A 19693-nucleotide genomic window follows, 5' to 3' on the forward strand; every position below is an offset into this window, starting at 1 on the left:
CCTATGACATCAGGGCGCTCCATCTTGAAGTGATGCCCGGGAATCCGGCCAAACGACTCCACGAACGCAACGACTTCGTCGATCGCAGCAGCAGGTTGATGACACGAAGACCATGACAGTGCGCTAAGCGTTGACTTGGCCCTGCCCCATCGTCTAGAAGCAGCGCCGTGCGGGCCGTTTTGGCCCGCGCTTTGTTTTGTACGCACCCGTGGCCTGGGCGTCTTTGTCCAAGAGCCTGTCGGCCTCCGAGAGGAGGTGACCAGGAGGGCGCGTCTTCCACTCGCATTCGAGGGAACGCGATATGTCGAAGCGTCACGAGTCCAAGCATAAGATCGACCGCCGTCTTGGCGTCAACATTTTTGGCCGGCCGAAGAGCCCGGTCAACAAGCGCGAATACGGCCCGGGGCAGCACGGCCAGCGCCGCAAGGGCAAGATGTCCGACTTTGGCACGCAGCTGCGTGCCAAGCAGAAGCTGAAGGGCTCCTACGGCGACATCACCGAGAAGCAGTTCAAGCGCATCTACACCGAAGCCTCGCGCATGAAGGGCGACACCTCGGCCAACCTGATCGGCCTGCTTGAGTCGCGTCTCGACGCCGTCGTCTACCGTGCCAAGTTCGTCCCGACGATCTTCGCCGCCCGCCAGTTCGTCAACCACGGCCACGTGAAGGTCAACGGCCGCCGCGTGAACATCGGCTCCTATCGCCTGAAGGCCGGCGATGTCGTTGAGCTGAAGGAAAGCTCGCGTCAGCTGACGATCGTGCTCGAGGCCGCCGGTCTCGCCGAGCGCGACGTGCCGGATTACATCCAGGTAGATCACGGCAAGGGTGTTGCAAGCTTCACCCGCGTTCCGACGCTGAGCGAAGTACCCTACCCGGTCCAGCAGGAACCGAACCTCGTCGTCGAGTTCTATTCGCGCTAAGATCAACATCCCTGAGAATCGAAAGGCCGTCCTTCGGGGCGGCCTTTTTGTTTTCAACAGCACAACGGGGCGTTGCCTTACTCACGTCTTGATTGCACGGCCTGTGGCGGGTTCAACTAGTTCCAAACAACAGTAGTATCGTGCCGACGCAACAGAAAGAAGCTTCCATGCTGAAGGAATGCGAACCTTCCGCATACTTCCCTGCAGATCGTGAAGCACCTCGCGAGACCAGTTTTGTCGGAATTTTCGATTGGGATCACCCCGCCGACTTGGTCGTTACCTCTCCGGGCGTCGCCAAGATTTTCTCGCTATCTCCAGAACGCGCCGCTCGCGGCCTGCCTGTCGCGGAATTCCTAAAGCGAATTCATGCCGACGACTTGCCGAGCTTCACCGCGGAACTGGAACGGACCCTCGCCGTGGGCGGAGATTTCTGGGCTGAGTATCGCGTCGTACTCGAGGATGGCACCACGAAGCGCGTGCTTGGACGCGGCCGATGGGATAAGGAAACCGGACACTTCCCTGGAGCGATCGTTCTGCTGGATGACGGCCGGCCGCGACGCGAGTGGGGGCCGCGCTGCCACAAGTTGGCACCGCGCGAGCTCGAATCGCTGCACTGGTGCAGCCGAGGCAAGACGAATTGGGAGATTGGCCAGATCCTCGGGATTTCCGAGAGGACCGTCGAGCATCACATCTCGTCGGCGGCACGCAAGCTGCAATGCAGCACGCGCGCCCAAGCCGTCGCACAGGCCATTCGCGAACAGCTCATCGATTAAAAGAGGTCAGGTTTGGGCCTGACCTCCTTGAACGCCTGCTCAGCTGGCCTGCTTGACCGCGAGGCCCTTGCCGCTGAGAAATTCCTGCAGTTCTCCAGCCTGGAACATCTCACGGACGATGTCGCAACCGCCGACGAATTCGCCCTTCACGTAGAGCTGCGGGATGGTCGGCCAGTTGGTGTACTGCTTGATGGCGTCGCGGAGGCCGTCGCCTTCGAGGACGTTCACGTCCTTATACGGCACGCCGACATATTCCAGGATCTGGACGACCTGGCCGGAAAAGCCGCACATCGGGAACTGCTTCGTGCCCTTCATGAAGAGCACGACATCGTTCGACTTCACGGTCTCGTCGATAAACTGCTGCGTGTCGGACATTCGAGAAATCCTGTTTCACTGACCGTCAGGTAAGTATGCCACCCCGAGAGCGTCAACCCTGCGCGCGCAACTCTGCTCAGCTATTGGGCGCGGAGGTCTGTAAAGCGAGCGCGTGCAGCACGCCACCCATGCGGCCCTGGAGCGCCGAGTAGACCATCTGGTGCTGTTGGACGCGGCTCTTGCCGCGGAAGCTCTCCGAGACGACGGTCGCGGAGTAATGGTCGCCGTCGCCGGCGAGGTCCTTGATCGTCACCTCGGCGTCCGGCAGGGCGTCCTTGATCATCCGCTCGATATCGGCGGCTTGCATCGGCATTGGTCAGTTCTCCGAAACGTCGAGCGCGCCGGACATATAGGCCGGCAGCCAGCTCTCGTGAGCATGTTCAAGATCCGAGACCGGGATGGACTCGCCGTCCGGCAACGTCAGGGCATTACCACCGGTCGAGCCAATGCAAAGCGCCGGAACGCCGGCAGCGGCGGCATCAGACAGGACCTTCTCCGGATCGTCGGTGGTCAGAACGTAACGCGCTTGGTCCTCGCCGAACAGCGCGGCATGTGCGGGGATACCCTCCGGCAGCGCGCTTATGAGGGCGCCGATCTTGCCCGAGATCGCCATTTCGGCGAGCGCGATCGCGAGACCGCCGTCCGAGAGGTCGTGAACCGCGGTCGCCTTGCCGTGCGCGATAAGACCACGGACGAAATTGCCGTTGCGGCGCTCCGTCTCGAGATCGACCGGCGGAGGAGCCCCGTCCTCACGCTGATGGATGACCGCGCGATAGGTCGAGGCGCCGAGCCAGCCGGTCGTCTCGCCGATAAGGATGATCGGCTCGCCGGCATCCTTGAACGCGAGCGTGGCGCTCTTCGCGACATCGTCGACGACGCCGACGCCACCGATGGTCGGCGTCGGCAGGATCCCCCTGCCCTGCGTCTCGTTGTAGAGCGAGACATTGCCCGACACGATCGGGAAATCGAGCGCGACGCACGCCTCCGAAATGCCCTTCAAGCAGCCGACGAACTGGCCCATGATCTCGGGACGCTCGGGATTGCCGAAGTTCAGATTGTCGGTGATCGCCAGCGGACGGCCGCCGACCGCCGTGATGTTGCGCCAGGCCTCGGCCACCGCCTGCTTGCCGCCCTCGATCGGATCGTTCTCGCAATAGCGCGGGGTGACGTCGCAGGTGATCGCCAGTCCCTTCGGGCCATCCTCGATGCGCACGACGGCCGCGTCGCCGCCGGGGCGCTGCACTGTGTTGCCGAGGATGAGGTGGTCGTACTGCTCGAAGACCCAGCGCTTGGAGCAGAGGTCGGGCGAGCCGAGCAGCGTCAGCAGCGCCTTGCCGAGCGAGGCCGGAGCCGGGACGTCGGAGGCGGCGATGACCGGCGCCTTCGGAGTCGGCACCCAGGGACGATCGTAGAGCGGCGCTTCGTCGCCGAGTTCCTTGATCGGCAGGACGGCCATTTCCTCGCCGCCATGCTTCACCCGGAACTTGAGGTCGTTCGTGGTGTAGCCGACGATTGCGAAATCGAGGCCCCATTTGGTGAAGATCGCCTTGGCGTCTTCCTCGCGGGCCGGATCGAGCACCATGAGCATGCGCTCCTGGCTTTCCGATAGCATCATTTCATAGGCGGACATCGCCGCCTCGCGGGTCGGCACGCTGTCGAGATCGAGCTCGACGCCGAGATCGCCCTTGGCGCCCATCTCGACGGCCGAACAGGTGAGACCGGCGGCGCCCATGTCCTGAATGGCGATGACGGAGCCCGAAGCCATCAATTCGAGGCAGGCTTCGAGAAGGAGCTTCTCGGCGAAGGGATCGCCGACCTGAACCGTTGGCCGCTTCTCCTCCGAGCCCTCGTCGAACTCGGCCGAAGCCATCGTCGCGCCGTGGATACCGTCGCGGCCGGTCTTGGAGCCGAGATAGACGATCGGATTTCCGACGCCGGTCGCGGCCGCATAGAAGATCTGGTCGGAACGGCAGATGCCGACCGCCATCGCGTTGACGAGGATGTTGCCGTCATAGCGGGTGTGAAAGCCGAACTGGCCGCCGACCGTCGGCACGCCAAAGGCATTGCCGTAATGGCCGATGCCGGCGACGACGCCGGAGATAAGATGACGCGTGCGCGGGTGCTTCGGATCGCCGAAGCGAAGCGCATTGAGCGCCGCGATCGGTCGGGCACCCATGGTGAAGACGTCGCGGAGAATACCGCCGCAGCCGGTCGCCGCGCCCTGATAGGGCTCGATGAAACTCGGATGGTTGTGGCTCTCCATCTTGAAGACCACCGCCATGCCGTCGCCGATATCGATGACGCCGGCGTTCTCGCCCGGTCCCTGAATGACCCAGGGCGCCTTGGTCGGCAGACCTTTCAGATGGATGCGCGAGGATTTGTACGAGCAGTGCTCGTTCCACATCGCCGAGAAAATGCCGAGCTCGGTCAGCGTCGGCTCGCGGCCGATCAGATCCAGGATGCGCTGATACTCGTCCGGCTTCAGCCCGTGCTGGGCGACGAGTTCGGGCGTGATCGGAATCTGGTTGGCGATCATCGGAATCCTGCGGAAGGAGAAGGTGCGGAGGGAATAGCCTCCCGCCGCCTATGTGGCAACGCAAAGCCTGTGCCGCCAGTCGTTTCGTTAACCCACCGTTAGGGCCGTTCGACGGTCCGGGCATTTGTCTAAAATTTTAGGCAACTCGTTCAGGTCCCGTGGATGATGCGCGCGTACAGAGTGGTCGAGACATGGAGTTTTCGGTCATGGACTTCCTTCGCCGGTTCCGGGATGAGACCTCGGGCAACATCCTGATCATGTTCGCCCTGATGCTGCTGCCAATCTTGAGCGTGGTCGGCGCCGCCGTTGACTACACTGTGAAGGCCCAGGAAGCGACACGCCTGCAGACGGCACTCGACAACGTAGTTCTGGCGCTGGCGCACGAGCCGATGGCGAAGGACGACGCCGAATTGAATGCCCTCAAGGTGAAGGTGAACAAGTTCCTGTCTGACAACTACAAGACGCCGTCTGGAGCGTCACCAACGGTGACCAAGATCACCCGTGAGAGGGGTTCTTTCTCCATCGAGGCCTCAGCGACGATCGATACGAGCTTCATGAAGGTCGCGGACATCAAGACCATGGACATCTCAGTCTCAAGCACGGCGGTCTGGGGCTCGAGTAAGGTAGAGGTCGTGATGGCACTCGACAACACCGGCTCGATGGCCAGCAGCAACAAGATGACGGAGCTCAAGAAGGCCGCGAAGAACATGATCGATATCCTCGCGGCCAGCGCCTACGAGGACGGCGCGGTGAAGATCGGAATCGTTCCGTTCGCCACCAGCGTGCGTGTTCCCACGACCACCACATACAAGGCCGCCGATTGGATTCGTTTCGATCAGTTCCGCGTCTGCAGTTACAGGAACGGGCGCGAGGACAAATGCTGGTTTGAGTCGCACCCGGACAAGTTCAAGAAATCGAATTGGCAGGGCTGCATACTTGATCGCGACCAAAGCTATCAGAGCGATTCCAACTACGCCTATGACGTGATGGACATCATCAACCCGACAGCGGCCGCAGCCAGTCATCACGGCTATGATACGGCGGATACCACGACTCTATATCCGGCGGTCCAATCTTGCCCGCCATCCGAAAGTGCTCTGAAGACCGTGGTCCCCCTCACGACTGATTTTGCTGGCTTAAAGACCGCGATCGATGAGATGACGCCAGCCGGCAACACTAATGTCACGATCGGCGTGGTGTGGGCGCAAGCGTTGCTCTCGTCGGCAAAACCTTTCGATCAAGGCGTACCGCCGGGAACGGAGGGAGTTCAGAAGATCATGATTGTCCTGACGGATGGCGAGAACACTCGAAACCGCTTTACCGACGACAATGATGACTCAAACGAGAAAGCAGAGAAGATCGATGCTCGCACCAAACTCGCGTGTCAGAACGCCAAAACGTTCGGCACGGTTTTCACCGTTCGCGTTATCGACGGCAATCAAGGGCTGCTGAAAGACTGCGCAACCGGCACGACCGATGCCGAGAAGTCGCAATATTACAGCAACGTCACCAATTCAGCGCAGCTGACGAAGGTATTCCAAGGCATCGCCAACGAGATCAACAAGCTGCGCCTCGGCAGTTAACCATCGCCCGATCAGGCGGCGCGCGCGCCGCCTGCGATGCTGGTGAAGAGGCCGAGACCGTCTGTGCCGCCAACGAGCGGGTCGATCAGGTTCTCGGGGTGCGGCATCATTCCGAGGACATTCAGCTTCTCAGAATAGACGCCGGCGATCGCGTTCATCGAGCCGTTTGGGCTTCCTTCGAGATGATTGCCCGAGGCGTCGCAGTAGCGGAACGCGACGAGGCCCTCGCCTTCGATGCGCGCCAGGGTCTCCGGGTCGGCGAGATAATTGCCGTCGCCGTGAGCCACCGCGACCTCGACCACCTGACCCTGCCTATAGTCGCGCGTGAACGGCGTCCCGACCCGCTCGACCTTCAGATGCTGCATCCGGCAGACGAATTTCAGATGCGAATTGCGCAGCAGCGCACCGGGCAGAAGACCTGATTCCACAAGGATCTGGAAGCCGTTGCATATGCCCAGCACGAGGCCGCCGCGGTTGGCATGCGCCCTCACCGCTTCCATGACCGGCGAGCGCGCCGCGATCGCGCCGCAGCGAAGATAGTCGCCATAGGAGAAACCGCCCGGCAGGACGACGATATCGGTGCCGTCCGGGAGCGCCGTCTCGCCGTGCCAGATGATTTCGGACTCGCGACCGGTCGCGGCCTTCAGCGCACGGGCAGCGTCGCGCTCGCGGTTGGAGCCCGGGAAGAGGATGACGGCAGATTTCAACCCGCGATCTCCACCCGGTAGCTCTCGATCACCGTGTTGGCGAGGAGCTTCTCGCACATCGCCTTGATGTCGGCTTCTGCCTTGGCCTTGTCCTCGCCGGCCACTTCGAGATCGAACACCTTGCCCTGGCGGACGCTCTCGACGCCGTCGAACCCGAGCGATCGAAGCGAGCCTTCGATCGCCTTGCCCTGCGGGTCGAGAACGCTCGTCTTCAGCGTGACGGTAACACGAGCCTTCATCGATCAGCCCTTGACGAGGGTCGGGCCGCTCTTCGCGACCGGGTTATCGCTTTCGGACAGGATTCCGAGACGCTTGGCGACTTCGCTATAGGCCTCAACGAGGCCGCCGAGATCGCGGCGGAAGCGATCCTTGTCCATCTTCTCGTTGGTCTTCATGTCCCAGAGACGGCATGAGTCCGGGCTGATCTCGTCGGCGACGACGATACGGACCATCTCGTTCTCCCAGAGGCGGCCGCATTCCATCTTGAAGTCGACGAGGCGGATGCCGGCGCCGAGGAACAGGCCCGACAGGAAGTCGTTGACGCGGATCGCCAGCGACATGATGTCGTCGATCTCCTGCGGAGCGGCCCAGCCGAAGGCCGTGACATGCTCTTCCGAGACCATCGGGTCACCGAGCGCGTCGTTCTTGTAATAGAACTCGATGATCGAGCGCGGCAGCTGGGTGCCCTCCTCGATGCCGAGGCGAGTCGACAGCGAGCCGGCGGCAACGTTGCGGACGACGATCTCAAGCGGGATGATCTCGACTTCGCGGATCAATTGCTCGCGCATGTTGAGGCGGCGCAGGAAGTGCGTCGGCACCCCGATATCGTTCAGATTCTGGAAGATATATTCCGAAATCCGGTTGTTCAGCACGCCCTTACCGTCGATCACTTCGTGTTTCTTGGCATTGAAGGCAGTGGCATCGTCCTTGAAGTGCTGGACAAGCGTTCCCGGCTCCGGACCCTCATAGAGGATCTTCGCCTTGCCCTCATAAATGCGACGGCGGCGGTTCATCGGCAGATACCGTTTCTCGAGAAATCCAACGGCCGGACTCCGAACTGAGCCGCGGGCGGCGCGGCAGGCGAGAGCCGAATCGGTATCATCGGCTGCGTCCGCCCGGCGCGCGGACCGAAACTATCCGATCACGTCTCGCCTTACAACGCGCGCGGTTCTGTCATCGTGACCGGCTATGCCGTTGATTTGACATCGGGCGGGAGATATTCAACCCACAGAGACAGAGGAGACGCATGAATGACGACGTTCGACGAACGCGAAGCCGCCTTTGAGCGCAAATTCGTGCTCGATGAGGAGCAGGCCTTCCGCGCCGTGGCACGCCGCAACCGTCTTCTCGGCGAATGGGTTGCGCAAAAGCTCGGCAAGACCGGGGATGACGCGGTGACCTATGCCAGGAGCGTCGTTCAGGCTGACCTCGCCGAAGCCGGACACGAGGATGTGTTTCGCAAGGTGCGCGCCGACCTCGATGCCGCGGGCATCGATGTGTCGGACGCCGAGCTTCGGCATCTGATGGGCGAACTGCTCGGCCAGGCGTCGGTCGAGATCGCCGAAGGGCTCTAAGGTCAACCGACCAAACTGCCAGCTTTTAAGGGCTTTCGCTGTCGCGGGAACTGCCGCGCTGCGACTTTCGTTGTGGTTCCATGGTGACGCGGCCGAACCGCGTCTGCCTTCACCCTGTCATTGCCGACTGCCAAGGGCAGATCGGCCATGCTTCGGAGGAACTCCACAATGATGTCCCCTAAAACGGCCGTCAGCGCATTGGCGCTGTTCCTCGCCTCGGCGGGCGCCGCGGCCGCCTTCCCGGCGACGGCGACCACCAGCCTGAATGTCCGCTCCGGCCCCGGCACGAATTTCGGCGTGGTCGATCAGCTTCAACCCGGCGATACGGTCGAAGTTACCGCGACACAGGGAAGCTGGTATCAGGTCAACGGGTCCGGCTGGGCGAGCGCCAACTATCTCTCCGGCGGCGGGACCGCAGCCGTGGAGCAGCCTTATTACGAGGATCCGGGATATGACGGCGCCGATATCGCCTTCTATTACGGGTCGGACCCCTATTATTGGGACGACGGCGGTTATTACTGGTACTGGCGCGGCGGGCGTAGGCATCGCGTCGACTGGGATTGGTTCCGCGACCGCGATCGCAACGATTTCCGCTGGACCGATAATCGTCATCGGCGCGACTTCGATAACCGCTGGCGCGGCGACCGGTTCAGGGGTGACGGCCGCCAGCGGATCGTCCGAAGCGGCAGCGGTGAGTTCGGTGGCGACCGGCGGATCATACGCCGCAATACCGAGGGACCTGCCGTTGAAGGCCGTGGCCGATTCCGCGGCGAAGGTCAGGTACAGGCCGGACGAGATTCGGAAGGCGGCCCGGCGCCCGTAGTCCGCAGCGGCATGAGAGGCGGTGGCGAAGGTCGGTTACAGACCGGACGAGCTTCGACAAGTGGCCCGGCGCCTGTATTCCGCGGTGGAGAAGGACGCGGGCGCGGTAGCGGCGGCTTCAATGCCGGTCGAGGCGGCGGAGGCGGCGGCGGTGCACCGGTCTTCCGGTCCGGCGGCGGCGGCCAGGGTCGCGGCGGCGGCTATTGACCCGTCATTGACACACCATGGTCCGCCGGCAATGCCGGCGGGCTTTTTCATGCCCGCATGCTACGCGCACGACGTTAGTAGAATGCGCTATCGCCATCTCATGAATTGGTCTCACATACTCAGGTAAACCGGTCACATACTTTGGGTTTACTCCCGGAACAGAGCACCTTTCTTCCCGTTCTCCTGCCGAGCCGACGTGCGGCGAAGACGCCAGACGAGTTCGTCTTCCTCCTCCGCCCCCAAGATCGCCGGTGCGATATGCAGGAGAGTTTTGTCATGAAGTTTCTAAGTCTTGCCGGCAGCGCGCTAGCGCTCGTCTTCGTTTCAGCGACCGCGGCGGCTGCGTTTCCGGCGACGTCCACCGCGTCTGCCAATGTGCGCTCCGGTCCGGGTGCCACCTACAAGATCATTGATCATCTCGCGAACAATGCGGCCGTCGAGGCTGGTCCCTGCCAAGGCAGCTGGTGCCAGGTCGGCTCCGGCTGGGTGAAGCAGTCGCTTCTAGCGGCCGCGGCGCCCGCCTATCCCTCAACCTCATACTACGCTTACAACGAGCCCTACTATTATGACGACTACTATGACGACGATTATCCCTTCGACAATGGTCCCTTCTTCTTCGGTTTTCACCATCGTGGCTTTCACGGCCATCATGGCCATGACCACGGCTTCCCCGGTCATGGAATGGGTGCGGGCCACGGTCCGGTCGTCATAGGTCGGGCTTCGACCTTCGGACCGGCTCCGGGCATGGGCGGTCATTTCGAGGGAGGCGGCTTCGGCCACGGCGGCGGGTTCGGAGGCGGCGGCCACTTCGGCGGCGGCTTTGGTGGTGGCCACGGCGGCGGCGGTTTTGGCGGAGGCGGCTTCGGAGGCCATGGCGGCGGCGGTGGAGGCGGCCACCGTTAGCCCTCAAATAGGAAACCCGCCGGGACTTTCCGGCGGGTTTTTCGCAGGTTCAGCTCTTGCCGAACACGCGCCTGAAGATCGCGTCGACCTGCTTGAAGTGGTAGCTGAGATCGAACAGGGCTTCGAGTTCGGCGCCGGACAGATAGGCCGTTACGTCCGGGTCGGCCTTGAGCAGCGCCAGGAAGTCTCCTTCCCCGCGCCAGACCGGCATCGCATTGCGCTGAACCAGTTTGTAGGAGTCCTCGCGGCTTGCGCCCTTCTGCGTCAGCGCCAGCAGCACGCGCTGCGAATGGACGAGCCCGCCGAGCAGATCGAGATTCTTCTGCATCCGCTCAGGATAGACGACGAGATTCTCGACCACGCCGGCCAGCCGCGACAGCGCGAAATCGAGCGTCACCGTCGAATCCGGACCGATCATGCGTTCGACCGAGGAATGGGAGATGTCGCGCTCATGCCAGAGACCGACATTCTCCATGGCCGGGATCGAATAGGCGCGGACCATGCGGGCGAGTCCGGTGAGGTTTTCAGTCAGGACCGGATTGCGCTTGTGCGGCATGGCCGACGAGCCCTTCTGGCCGGGCGAGAAATATTCCTCCGCCTCAAGCACTTCGGTGCGCTGCATGTGCCGAACTTCGAGCGCCAGACGCTCGACCGATGAGGCGACCACGGCGAGCGCAGCAAAGAAAGCGGCGTGACGGTCGCGCGGGATGACCTGCGTGGAAACCGGCTCGACGTTGAGGCCGAGCTTCGCCGCGACATGCTCCTCGACGCGCGGGTCGATGTTCGCAAAGGTGCCGACGGCGCCCGAAATCGCGACGGTCGATACCTCATCCTTCGCCGCGACGAGGCGGGCGCGGGCGCGGGTGAATTCGGCGAAATAGGTCGCGAGCTTGAGGCCGAAAGTCACCGGCTCGGCATGGATGCCGTGCGAGCGGCCGATGGCCGGCGTCATCTTGTGTTCGAAAGCGCGCTTCTCGATCGCGGCCAGCAGGCGGTCGACATCGGCGATGAGGATGTCGGCCGCGCGCGTCAGCTGGATGTTGAAGCAGGTGTCGAGCACGTCCGAGGACGTCATGCCCTGATGGACGAAGCGGGCATCGTCGCCGACGAATTCGGCGAGATGAGTCAGGAAGGCGATGACGTCGTGCTTGGTCTCGCGCTCGATCTCGTCAATCCGCGCGACATTGAACTCGGCCTTGCCGCCCTTCTCCCAGATCGTCGCCGCCGCGCTCTTCGGAATAACGCCGATCTCGGCCAGAGCGTCGGCGGCATGGGCCTCGATCTCGAACCAGATGCGGAAGCGGGTCTCGGGCGACCATATGGCCGCCATCTCGGGTCGGGAATAACGGGGGATCATCTCGTCTTTCCTTTCTGGGCCTCATCCTGAGCCGCGCGCAGCGCGTGTCGAAGGAGGGTCACGAACTCAGACTTGCCGCCATCCTTCGACAGGTGCACTGCGTGCACGGCTAAGCATGGGGCCGGAGAACTTATTTCGCCGCCTCGGCAGCATTTCTGATCGCCGCGATCTTGTCGGCATAACCGGTGCCGCCGCCGAACACCGCCGAGCCCGCGACGAGCACATTGCCGCCGGCAGCGGCGCAGGCGCCGGCCGTTTCCGGAGTCACGCCGCCATCGATGACGATGTCTACCGTGCGGCCGGCGAGCATCGCGCGGATCTGTGCGATCTTCGGCAGCTGGGACTGGATGAAGCTCTGGCCGCCGAAACCGGGGTTCACGGTCATGACGAGAATCTCGTCGACGTCGTCGAGAATGTTTACCAGATGCTCGATCGGCGTTGCGGGATTGATCGCGGCGCCGGCGCGCTTGCCGAGCTTCCTGATCGTCTGCAGCGAGCGATGGAGATGAGGACCCGCCTCGACATGGACCGAGATCGCATCGGCACCGGCCTCGGCGAAGGCTTCGAGATAGGGATCGGCGGGCATGATCATCAGATGCACGTCGAGCGGCTTCGACGTGTGGCGGCGCACCGCCCGGACGACCTCTGGACCGAACGTAATGTTCGGCACGAAGTGGCCGTCCATGACGTCGATGTGGATCCAGTCCGCGCCAGCCTGATCGACCGCACGAACCTCGTCGCCGAACCGTGCGAAATCGGCGGCTAGGATCGAAGGAGCTATGAGGATATCCGGCATGCCCGGGCGATTAGCACGGCGGCTTGCACAGCGCCACGCTCAAACCTCGTCGCCCTCAATATGCTCCTCGATCTGCTGCAATCGCCTGCGCTCGCGGCGGGAAGGACCGCGCCCGCCCTCCTCCAGCGCCGCGACCACGCCGTGGAGTGTGCGGATGTCCTGCTCGGACAGGCCCAGCCGATGGAAGATGTTGCGCAGGTTCCGGATCATGATCGACTTGCGGTCGACCGGATAAAAGAACCCTGCCCGCTCCAGCGCGCCCTCGATATGTGAGAAGAAGGACAGGAGATGCTGTTTCTGTGCCGGCGGCGACTGCTGCGGCATGTCGAAGGGCAGCGCATTGCCGGTCGCGGCCTTGAACCATTCGTAACCGACGAGCAGCACCGCCTGAGCGAGGTTCAGACTGGCGAAGGCCGGATTGACCGGAAAAGTGAGAACGCGATCAGCGAGCGAAACCTCGTCGTTCTCGAGGCCGGTTCGCTCACGGCCGAACAGGATACCGCTCTTGATGCCCTCGGCCTGAAGCGCGTTGACGCGAGCGATCGCCTCGCTTGGGGCATCCACCGGCTTGGCTTGGCCGCGTTCGCGGGCGGTCGTTGCGAAAAGCAGGCCGAGATCGGCGACCGCCTCCTCCAACGTCTCGAAGACTTGTGCGCCGTCGAGGACCTGCACCGCGCCGGACGCCATGGCACGCGCCTTCGGATGCGGGAATTTCGTCTGCGGCCTCACGAGGCGCAGATCGGCCAGTCCGAAATTGGTCATCGCCCGCGCCGCAGCGCCGATATTCTCGGGCATCTGCGGTTCAACGAGGATGATCGCCGGACCGGCCATGCCGAGATTCATCTTGCTGCTGTCGGTTCCGGCGCCGCTCATCCGCTACTCCTGGCCTCCGCTCCATGGCGAAGCCCGCAAAAGTGAATTCAATTTTCTGGCCCCGCTTGCGCACGGGATCACGCGCGGTTGATATAGCGCCCCGCACGAACAGGTGAGAAAGGCTTCTTCAGATGGCGAAAATCAAGGTCGCGAATCCGGTCGTAGAACTCGATGGCGACGAGATGACCCGAATCATCTGGCAGCTCATCAAGGACAAGCTGATCCACCCCTACCTCGATTTGGATCTCGAATATTACGATCTCGGCCTGCCGCACCGCGAAGCTACCAAGGACCAGGTGACTGTCGACGCCGCGAACGCGATCAAGAAGCACGGCGTCGGCGTGAAATGCGCGACCATCACGCCCGACAATACGCGCATGAGCGAATACAATCTCACCGAGATGTGGCGCTCGCCGAACGGCACGATCCGCAACATCCTCGGCGGCGTCATCTTCCGCGAACCGATCATCTGCAAGAACGTGCCGCGCCTCGTACCCGGCTGGACGCAGCCGATCATCATCGGCCGCCACGCCTATGGCGACCAGTACCGTGCGACCGACTTCCTGTTCCCGGGCAAGGGCACGCTGACGCTGAAATTCGTCGGCGAGGACGGCTCGGTCATCGAGCGCGAAGTGTTCCAGGCGCCAGGCGCCGGCGTGACGCTCGCGATGTACAACCTCGACGAATCGATCAAGGAATTCGCCCGCGCTTCGCTCAATTACGGCCTCGCCCGCGGATATCCGGTCTACCTGTCGACTAAGGACACGATCCTCAAGAAGTACGACGGACGCTTCAAGGACATCTTCCAGGAGATCTACGATTCCGAGTTCAAGTCGGAGTTCGAGAAGAAGAAGATCCACTACGAGCACCGCCTGATCGACGACATGGTCGCATCCGCGCTGAAATGGTCCGGCGGCTATGTCTGGGCGTGCAAGAACTATGATGGCGACGTGCAGTCCGACACCGTGGCGCAGGGCTTCGGCTCGCTCGGCCTGATGACGTCGGTTCTGATGACACCGGACGGCCAGACGGTCGAGGCGGAAGCGGCGCATGGCACCGTGACGCGCCATTACCGCGAGCATCAGAAGGGCAAGGAGACCTCGACCAATTCGATGGCCTCGATCTTCGCCTGGACCCGCGGCCTCGCGCACCGCGCCAAGCTCGACAACAATGCCGACCTCAAGGGATTCGCCGAGACGCTTGAGACGGTCTGCATCCGCACCGTCGAGTCCGGCTACATGACCAAGGACCTCGCCCTCCTCGTCGGCCCGGACCAGGGCTGGCTCTCGACCACGGGCTTCCTCGACAAGATCGATGAGAACCTGAAGAAGGTCATGGCCTCGTAGGAACCGATGCGGCCTCCTCGCGATTATCGCGAGGAGGCCGCACATGGCTACGATTGCCGAACAAGTCTATCCGCGCCAGCTTCGCGCCTTGCACTGGACGGTCGTCGCGCTGGTGATCGTCCAGCTTTTCTCGGCCGATTGGATGGAAGACTTCTTCCGCCGCGCCGAGCACCTCCCGCTCGGCACCCTTCCGGACACCGCCGGATCCGCGCTTCATGCGCTCTCCGGTGCGACCATCCTCATCCTGATGGCGGTGCGGTTCCTGATCCGCCTGAAATACGGGACGCCGCCGTTGCCGAGCGACCTGCCGCGCGGGCTGCAGCTTCTCGCGCTGACCAACCACTTCGCCTTCTATGCCGTGCTAGTCCTTATGCCGCTGACGGGCCTGTCAGCTCTGATGTTCGCCCGCGATCTTGGGGCCGTGCACGAAGCCCTGAAGAACGTCCTCTACGTTCTCGTCGGGCTGCATCTGGCAGGCGTCGCCTTCCACATGTTCGTGCTGCGCGATGGCCTGCTCTGGCGGATGCTGGTCATCCGCCGCTGAGCGAAGATGTTGCCTAGAGCGCGGAACCGCCGATCCACCAGGTATTGCCGGCGACGTCGCGAACGCCGGCGCGACGGTCGCCGTCCTGCTGGTTCGCCGGCTCCTGCACCGGGATGCCGCCATGATCGAGCGCGCGCTGATACGCGGCATCGACGTCATCGACATAGACGTGAAGCCAGACCGGGAAGCTCGGCCATTGCTCGGTGCCGTCGGCGACCATGATGGTTGAATCGCCGACGCGGACCGAGGCGTGCATCAGCGTGCCGTCGTCGCGGTCGTAGCGCAGGATGACCTCACCGCCGAAGACCTCGCGGATGAACTCGATCACCCGGGGAGCATCCCAGGCCATCATGTATACGGAAACGGTGGAGTGGCCTTTTCTCGGCATGACATCCTCGAACGCGGAAACAATCTCGCGATCACAGGGCATCAACGAGACAGGGACGTGACGGTTCGCTTGCGAACCGCCCTACCCTACGGATTGATGAGTGCGTCGGCCACCCCCGACGGTACGCTAGCCGGCGCGGAGCTGGGCTTCGACCGCGGCGAGCGCGGCTTCGGCCTTGCCGCCCTCGGGTCCGCCGGCCTGCGCCATGTCCGGACGACCGCCGCCACCCTTGCCGCCCAGCGCCTCGGCGCCGGCGCGGACGAGATCGACGGCGTTGTTCGCGCCGACCTGATCCTCGGTCACGCCGACGACGATCGAGGCCTTGTTCTCGTCGTCGACCGCGATGAAGGAGATGACGCCCGAGCCGATCTGCTTCTTGGCGTCGTCGACAAGGCCCTTGAGCTCCTTCGCCGGAATGCCCTTGAGCACGCGGCCGAGAAACTTGATGCCGCCGATATCCTTGGCTTCAGGGGCCACCGCCGTGCTGGCACCACCGCCGCCGAGAGCGAGCTTCCTGCGGGCGTCTTGCAGTTCCCGCTCCATCTTGCGGCGTTCTTCGACGAGCGTGGCGACGCGGGAGGCGGCTTCCGCAGGCGCGACCTTGAGATGGGCCGCGACCTCGTCGAGCACCCTGCCGCGATCGGCGAGGTATTTGCGGGCGGCATCGCCGGTCAGCGCCTCGACACGGCGGACACCGGCCGAAACCGCACTTTCGCCGACGACCGCGACGAGGCCGATATCGCCGGTGCGGGCAGCGTGCGTGCCGCCGCAGAGCTCGACCGAGAAGACCTTGTTGCCTTCGCGCTCGCCCATGGAGACGACGCGGACCTCATCGCCGTATTTCTCGCCGAATAGCGCGCGCGCACCGGAAGCGATCGCGTCGTCCACCGCCATCAGCCGCGTCTCGACCGGGGCGTTGGCGAGGATCTGCGCGTTCGAGATGTCCTCGATTGTCGCGATATCGGCATCGTCGATCGGCTTCGGATGCGAGAAGTCGAAGCGCAGGCGATCCGGCGCAACCAGCGATCCTTTCTGCGCGACATGATCGCCAAGCACGCGGCGGAGCGCCTCGTGCAGGAGATGGGTCGCGGAATGGTTGGCGCGGATCGCGGTGCGGCGGGCGTGATCGACCTTGAGCTCCAGCGCAGCGCCGAGCGTCACCTCGCCGTCTTCGACCGAAACCGAATGGACGAACAGGCCGTCGGCGCGCTTCTGGGTGTCCGACACCGCGAGGCGAATGCCGGAGCCGATCATGATTCCGCGATCGCCCTGCTGGCCGCCGGATTCGGCGTAGAACGGCGTCTGGTTGAGGACGACCGAACCGGTCTCGCCCTTTTTCAGCGCCGGAACTTCCTTGCCGTCCTTGACCAGAGCGAGGACGACGCCTTCGGCGGTCTCGGTGTCGTAGCCGAGGAATTCGGTGGCCGGCACCTTGTCGCGGATCGAGAACCAGACGGTCTCGGCCGCGGCGTCGCCCGAACCCGACCAGTTCTTGCGGGCATCGGCGCGCTGGCGCTCCATAGCCGTCTCGAAGCCGGCGGTGTCGACGGCAATACCACGATTGCGGAGCGCGTCCTGCGTCAGGTCGAGCGGGAAGCCGAACGTGTCGTGCAGCTTGAAGGCGACCTCGCCGGAGAGAGTATCACCCTTCGACAGGCGGCTGCTCTCCTCATCGAGGATCTGAAGACCGCGCACCAGCGTCTTGCGGAAGCGGGTTTCTTCGAGACGAAGCGTCTCGGTGATCAGCGGTTCGGCCTGAACGAGTTCGGGATAGGCGGCGCCCATTTCGCGGATCAGGGTCGGCACCAGCTTGTACATGACCGGCTCGCGCGCACCGAGGAGTTCGGCATGGCGCATGGCGCGGCGCATGATGCGGCGGAGGACGTAGCCGCGGCCTTCGTTCGACGGCAGGACGCCGTCGGCGACGAGGAAGGATGAGGCGCGCAGATGGTCGGCGATGACGCGATGGCTCGGCCGGCGGTCACCCTCGGCGTCGACGCCGATCGCCTCGATCGAGGCCCGGATCAGGCCGCGGAACAGGTCGGTGTCGTAGTTCGAATGGACGCCCTGCATGATCGCCGCCATACGCTCGAGGCCCATGCCGGTGTCGATCGACGGACGCGGCAGGTCGACCCTATTGCCGGGCTCGATCTGCTCGTACTGCATGAAGACGAGGTTCCAGAATTCGAGGAAGCGGTCGCCGTCCTCGTCCGGGCTTCCGGGCGGCCCGCCCTGCAGCGCCTCGCCCTGGTCGATGAAGATCTCCGAGCACGGACCGCAAGGACCGGTATCGCCCATCTGCCAGAAATTGTCGGAGGTCGCGATGCGGATGATCTTGTGGTCCGGCAGGCCCGCGATCTTCTTCCAGAGGTTAAAGGCCTCGTCGTCGGTGTGGTAGACGGTGACGAGGAGCTTGTCCTTCGGCAGGCCGAAGACGCCCGTCGTAAGGCGCCACGCCATGTCGATGGCGCGTTCCTTGAAGTAATCGCCGAACGAGAAATTGCCCATCATCTCGAAGAAGGTGTGATGGCGGGCGGTGTAGCCGACGTTTTCGAGGTCGTTGTGCTTGCCGCCGGCGCGGACGCATTTCTGCGCGGTCGTCGCGGTCGAATAGGGCCGCTTCTCGACGCCGGTGAAAACGTTCTTGAACTGGACCATGCCCGCATTTGTGAACAGCAGGGTCGGGTCGTTGCGCGGAACCAGAGGGCTCGACGGCACGACCTGATGGCCTTCCCTGGCGTAGAAATCGAGAAACGCGGCCCTGATCTCGTTGACGCTGCTCATCAATGCTGCTCACGCCCGCCCCGAGGTGAGAGAGTTGGGCGGCGGACTTGTCTTAGCGGGGGGTCCGGAACGTGTCTAGGAAGGTTTGCACGTCCGCTTGCGGGGCATAGAGCGTGCGGGCTCGCCTCTCCCGAGGGGAGAGGTCGAGTCGCAGCGCCAGCTGCGACCGGGTGAGGGGCAAGGCCTGTCGGTGAGGGCATCGGGGCGAGAGGCGTACCCCTCACCCCGCTCGGCCTGCCGGCCGAGTCGGCCCTCTCCCCTCGGGAGAAGGTGGGAGGCGCGCCTCATCCTCGCCTGGCTCGATCAGCGATGTTGGAGAATGCTCCCTCGGAGGGAGCGGGGAACGCCTCGGCGTCCTCTGACTGGTTTGGTTTGCGTGGATGCCTGAGGCGTTCCCCGCACGGCGGTTAAGTCGGAGGAGGCGGGCGCTTCCACGGCCGATGGCCGTCGAAGGTTTGAGAGCCTTCGAAGACCACGGCTCGTCCCCAGTGCATGGCACGGACGGGTCATGGTGCCCGACGGGCCCGCTCGTCGGACGACCTGGCGGCCGTCCTACATCCTCCGGCCTCCCGGGAGCGGGGTTCCGGGACCCCGCCCGCAGGCGCCGCTCCCCATCCCACGCCGGCCGGCCGGTACCTGGCAGGCGCCCCTCGCAGGGTGAGGATGAATGGAGGATAAGCACATGATAGGAATATTGTCAATATATTGAGCCTCATCCTGAGCCGGGCATGTAGTGCGCGTGTCGAAGGATCGTCGCGGGTTCGGAGCTTTTCGCCGTCCTTCGACACGGCTCGCTTCGCGAGCCCGGGCATGAGGGCGTGGTGGGGTCCGGGGTCCAGCGCATGAGTGGCCGCAGGCGCTCAATCGAATTGGCGCGGCTTCGCCGCGAGGTGCGCTGGGTCCCGGTTCTCGCGACGTGCTGCGCACGCGTGGACCGGGACGCGGGCTAATCTCCCGGGTCCCACGCCATCTTCATGTAGATGCCCCCGCGCTTCAGTTCGTCGAGCATCTGGGCGATGCGCTTCTCTCGGGTTTCGTCGCGCTTCGCCTGGCCGATCCACATCAGGTAGTCATTGCGCTGATAGTCCGGGCGGGCTTCGTAGGCTTCGCTCAGGCCGGCCTCCCTGAGGCGTTCGGCGACGTCTTCCGGCATCGGATAGCGTTCGCGGCTATAGGGGCGCTGGGGCATTGTCGCCTCGCTTCCGC

Annotated in this window: 20 protein-coding genes; 8 read left to right on the top strand and 12 right to left on the bottom strand. The window is 63.6% G+C overall.

Annotated elements, in window-relative coordinates:
* Positions 1 to 301 precede the first annotated feature (301 nt).
* Positions 302 to 919, top strand: a complete 618-nt coding sequence (gene rpsD, locus ACFPFW_RS15285) for a 30S ribosomal protein S4 (RefSeq protein ID WP_114958029.1) — start codon at positions 302 to 304, stop codon at positions 917 to 919.
* A gap of 140 nt (positions 920 to 1059) precedes the next feature.
* The gene (locus ACFPFW_RS15290) at positions 1060 to 1692 is read left to right on the top strand and encodes a LuxR C-terminal-related transcriptional regulator (protein ID WP_379771368.1); all 633 of its coding nucleotides are present in this window, start codon (positions 1060 to 1062) and stop codon (positions 1690 to 1692) included.
* A gap of 39 nt (positions 1693 to 1731) precedes the next feature.
* On the opposite strand, the gene grxD is transcribed toward ACFPFW_RS15290, so the two are convergent.
* From grxD to purL, 3 genes are all read right to left on the bottom strand, one after another.
* Positions 1732 to 2067 (bottom strand): Grx4 family monothiol glutaredoxin, encoded by a 336-nt coding sequence (grxD, locus tag ACFPFW_RS15295; protein ID WP_114958028.1) that lies wholly within the window; start codon positions 2065 to 2067, stop codon positions 1732 to 1734.
* A gap of 76 nt (positions 2068 to 2143) precedes the next feature.
* The gene (locus ACFPFW_RS15300) at positions 2144 to 2380 is read right to left on the bottom strand and encodes a BolA family protein (protein ID WP_114958027.1); all 237 of its coding nucleotides are present in this window, start codon (positions 2378 to 2380) and stop codon (positions 2144 to 2146) included.
* A gap of 3 nt (positions 2381 to 2383) precedes the next feature.
* Positions 2384 to 4603 carry a phosphoribosylformylglycinamidine synthase subunit PurL gene (gene purL / locus ACFPFW_RS15305; protein WP_114958026.1) on the bottom strand — a complete coding sequence of 740 codons (2220 nt, stop codon included), beginning with the start codon at positions 4601 to 4603 and terminating at the stop codon, positions 2384 to 2386.
* 206 nt (positions 4604 to 4809) lie between these two features.
* On the opposite strand from purL, the gene ACFPFW_RS15310 reads away from it, so the two are divergent.
* Positions 4810 to 6186: a pilus assembly protein TadG-related protein gene (locus ACFPFW_RS15310; protein ID WP_162799750.1), complete on the top strand. Its 1377-nt coding sequence runs from the start codon at positions 4810 to 4812 to the stop codon at positions 6184 to 6186.
* 11 nt (positions 6187 to 6197) lie between these two features.
* On the opposite strand, the gene purQ is transcribed toward ACFPFW_RS15310, so the two are convergent.
* Genes purQ through purC form a run of 3 tightly spaced genes read right to left on the bottom strand, consistent with a single transcriptional unit; the run spans position 6198 to position 7906 of the window.
* Positions 6198 to 6893, bottom strand: a complete 696-nt coding sequence (purQ, locus tag ACFPFW_RS15315; protein WP_114958024.1) for a phosphoribosylformylglycinamidine synthase subunit PurQ — start codon at positions 6891 to 6893, stop codon at positions 6198 to 6200.
* Entirely contained in the window at positions 6890 to 7132 is a 243-nt protein-coding gene (purS, locus tag ACFPFW_RS15320; RefSeq protein WP_114958023.1) for a phosphoribosylformylglycinamidine synthase subunit PurS, read from the bottom strand. The genes purQ and purS overlap by 4 nt, the downstream gene beginning before the upstream one ends.
* A 3-nt stretch (positions 7133 to 7135) precedes the next feature.
* A complete protein-coding gene (gene purC / locus ACFPFW_RS15325) occupies positions 7136 to 7906 on the bottom strand; it encodes a phosphoribosylaminoimidazolesuccinocarboxamide synthase (RefSeq protein WP_114958022.1) in 771 nt (256 codons plus the stop codon).
* Positions 7907 to 8143: 237 nt separating this feature from the next.
* Here purC and ACFPFW_RS15330 point away from each other — a divergent pair, with 237 nt between their 5' ends.
* From ACFPFW_RS15330 to ACFPFW_RS15340, 3 genes are all read left to right on the top strand, one after another.
* On the top strand, positions 8144 to 8467 hold the full coding sequence (locus ACFPFW_RS15330) for a DUF1476 domain-containing protein (RefSeq protein WP_114958021.1): 324 nt from the start codon (positions 8144 to 8146) through the stop codon (positions 8465 to 8467).
* A 168-nt stretch (positions 8468 to 8635) separates the two neighbouring features.
* A complete protein-coding gene (locus ACFPFW_RS15335; protein ID WP_162799749.1) occupies positions 8636 to 9496 on the top strand; it encodes an SH3 domain-containing protein in 861 nt (286 codons plus the stop codon).
* A 276-nt stretch (positions 9497 to 9772) separates the two neighbouring features.
* Positions 9773 to 10399 (top strand): SH3 domain-containing protein, encoded by a 627-nt coding sequence (locus ACFPFW_RS15340; RefSeq protein ID WP_162799748.1) that lies wholly within the window; start codon positions 9773 to 9775, stop codon positions 10397 to 10399.
* 49 nt (positions 10400 to 10448) lie between these two features.
* On the opposite strand, the gene purB is transcribed toward ACFPFW_RS15340, so the two are convergent.
* The 3 genes from purB to ACFPFW_RS15355 form a co-directional block, all read right to left on the bottom strand.
* Complete coding sequence (purB, locus tag ACFPFW_RS15345; RefSeq protein ID WP_114958018.1) at positions 10449 to 11756, bottom strand: adenylosuccinate lyase; 1308 nt, start codon at positions 11754 to 11756, stop codon at positions 10449 to 10451.
* Positions 11757 to 11886: 130 nt separating this feature from the next.
* Entirely contained in the window at positions 11887 to 12552 is a 666-nt protein-coding gene (gene rpe, locus ACFPFW_RS15350; RefSeq protein WP_114958017.1) for a ribulose-phosphate 3-epimerase, read from the bottom strand.
* A gap of 39 nt (positions 12553 to 12591) precedes the next feature.
* Positions 12592 to 13425 carry an RNA methyltransferase gene (locus ACFPFW_RS15355; protein ID WP_114958016.1) on the bottom strand — a complete coding sequence of 278 codons (834 nt, stop codon included), beginning with the start codon at positions 13423 to 13425 and terminating at the stop codon, positions 12592 to 12594.
* A gap of 131 nt (positions 13426 to 13556) precedes the next feature.
* Here ACFPFW_RS15355 and ACFPFW_RS15360 point away from each other — a divergent pair, with 131 nt between their 5' ends.
* A complete protein-coding gene (locus ACFPFW_RS15360; protein ID WP_114958015.1) occupies positions 13557 to 14771 on the top strand; it encodes an NADP-dependent isocitrate dehydrogenase in 1215 nt (404 codons plus the stop codon).
* 43 nt (positions 14772 to 14814) lie between these two features.
* Entirely contained in the window at positions 14815 to 15315 is a 501-nt protein-coding gene (locus ACFPFW_RS15365) for a cytochrome b (RefSeq protein WP_114958014.1), read from the top strand.
* 13 nt (positions 15316 to 15328) lie between these two features.
* Here the strand turns inward: ACFPFW_RS15365 and ACFPFW_RS15370 are convergent, their stop codons facing one another.
* The 3 genes from ACFPFW_RS15370 to ACFPFW_RS15380 form a co-directional block, all read right to left on the bottom strand.
* Positions 15329 to 15703: a VOC family protein gene (locus tag ACFPFW_RS15370; protein WP_379771380.1), complete on the bottom strand. Its 375-nt coding sequence runs from the start codon at positions 15701 to 15703 to the stop codon at positions 15329 to 15331.
* 126 nt (positions 15704 to 15829) lie between these two features.
* Complete coding sequence (gene alaS / locus ACFPFW_RS15375; RefSeq protein ID WP_114958012.1) at positions 15830 to 18487, bottom strand: alanine--tRNA ligase; 2658 nt, start codon at positions 18485 to 18487, stop codon at positions 15830 to 15832.
* A 946-nt stretch (positions 18488 to 19433) separates the two neighbouring features.
* On the bottom strand, positions 19434 to 19676 hold the full coding sequence (locus ACFPFW_RS15380; RefSeq protein WP_379771383.1) for a YdeI/OmpD-associated family protein: 243 nt from the start codon (positions 19674 to 19676) through the stop codon (positions 19434 to 19436).
* Positions 19677 to 19693: the final 17 nt, after the last annotated feature.

The organism is Flaviflagellibacter deserti, from assembly GCF_042652085.1.
In the GTDB taxonomy this organism is placed as follows: domain Bacteria; phylum Pseudomonadota; class Alphaproteobacteria; order Rhizobiales; family Methylopilaceae; genus Flaviflagellibacter; species Flaviflagellibacter deserti.

What these genes read in the sequence shown, in the direction of transcription:
- ACFPFW_RS15330 (WP_114958021.1), top strand. Translation starts at nt 8,144, where the DNA reads ATGACGACGTTCGACGAACGCGAAGCCGCCTTTGAGCGCAAATTCGTG.
- rpsD (WP_114958029.1), top strand. Translation starts at nt 302, where the DNA reads ATGTCGAAGCGTCACGAGTCCAAGCATAAGATCGACCGCCGTCTTGGC.
- ACFPFW_RS15365 (WP_114958014.1), top strand. Translation starts at nt 14,815, where the DNA reads ATGGCTACGATTGCCGAACAAGTCTATCCGCGCCAGCTTCGCGCCTTG.
- ACFPFW_RS15335 (WP_162799749.1), top strand. Translation starts at nt 8,636, where the DNA reads ATGATGTCCCCTAAAACGGCCGTCAGCGCATTGGCGCTGTTCCTCGCC.
- rpe (WP_114958017.1), bottom strand. Translation starts at nt 12,552, where the DNA reads ATGCCGGATATCCTCATAGCTCCTTCGATCCTAGCCGCCGATTTCGCA.
- alaS (WP_114958012.1), bottom strand. Translation starts at nt 18,487, where the DNA reads ATGAGCAGCGTCAACGAGATCAGGGCCGCGTTTCTCGATTTCTACGCC.
- ACFPFW_RS15300 (WP_114958027.1), bottom strand. Translation starts at nt 2,380, where the DNA reads ATGCCGATGCAAGCCGCCGATATCGAGCGGATGATCAAGGACGCCCTG.
- ACFPFW_RS15355 (WP_114958016.1), bottom strand. Translation starts at nt 13,425, where the DNA reads ATGAGCGGCGCCGGAACCGACAGCAGCAAGATGAATCTCGGCATGGCC.
- purL (WP_114958026.1), bottom strand. Translation starts at nt 4,603, where the DNA reads ATGATCGCCAACCAGATTCCGATCACGCCCGAACTCGTCGCCCAGCAC.
- ACFPFW_RS15380 (WP_379771383.1), bottom strand. Translation starts at nt 19,676, where the DNA reads ATGCCCCAGCGCCCCTATAGCCGCGAACGCTATCCGATGCCGGAAGAC.
- purB (WP_114958018.1), bottom strand. Translation starts at nt 11,756, where the DNA reads ATGATCCCCCGTTATTCCCGACCCGAGATGGCGGCCATATGGTCGCCC.
- ACFPFW_RS15360 (WP_114958015.1), top strand. Translation starts at nt 13,557, where the DNA reads ATGGCGAAAATCAAGGTCGCGAATCCGGTCGTAGAACTCGATGGCGAC.
- purS (WP_114958023.1), bottom strand. Translation starts at nt 7,132, where the DNA reads ATGAAGGCTCGTGTTACCGTCACGCTGAAGACGAGCGTTCTCGACCCG.
- purC (WP_114958022.1), bottom strand. Translation starts at nt 7,906, where the DNA reads ATGAACCGCCGCCGTCGCATTTATGAGGGCAAGGCGAAGATCCTCTAT.
- ACFPFW_RS15340 (WP_162799748.1), top strand. Translation starts at nt 9,773, where the DNA reads ATGAAGTTTCTAAGTCTTGCCGGCAGCGCGCTAGCGCTCGTCTTCGTT.
- grxD (WP_114958028.1), bottom strand. Translation starts at nt 2,067, where the DNA reads ATGTCCGACACGCAGCAGTTTATCGACGAGACCGTGAAGTCGAACGAT.
- ACFPFW_RS15370 (WP_379771380.1), bottom strand. Translation starts at nt 15,703, where the DNA reads ATGCCGAGAAAAGGCCACTCCACCGTTTCCGTATACATGATGGCCTGG.
- ACFPFW_RS15310 (WP_162799750.1), top strand. Translation starts at nt 4,810, where the DNA reads ATGGACTTCCTTCGCCGGTTCCGGGATGAGACCTCGGGCAACATCCTG.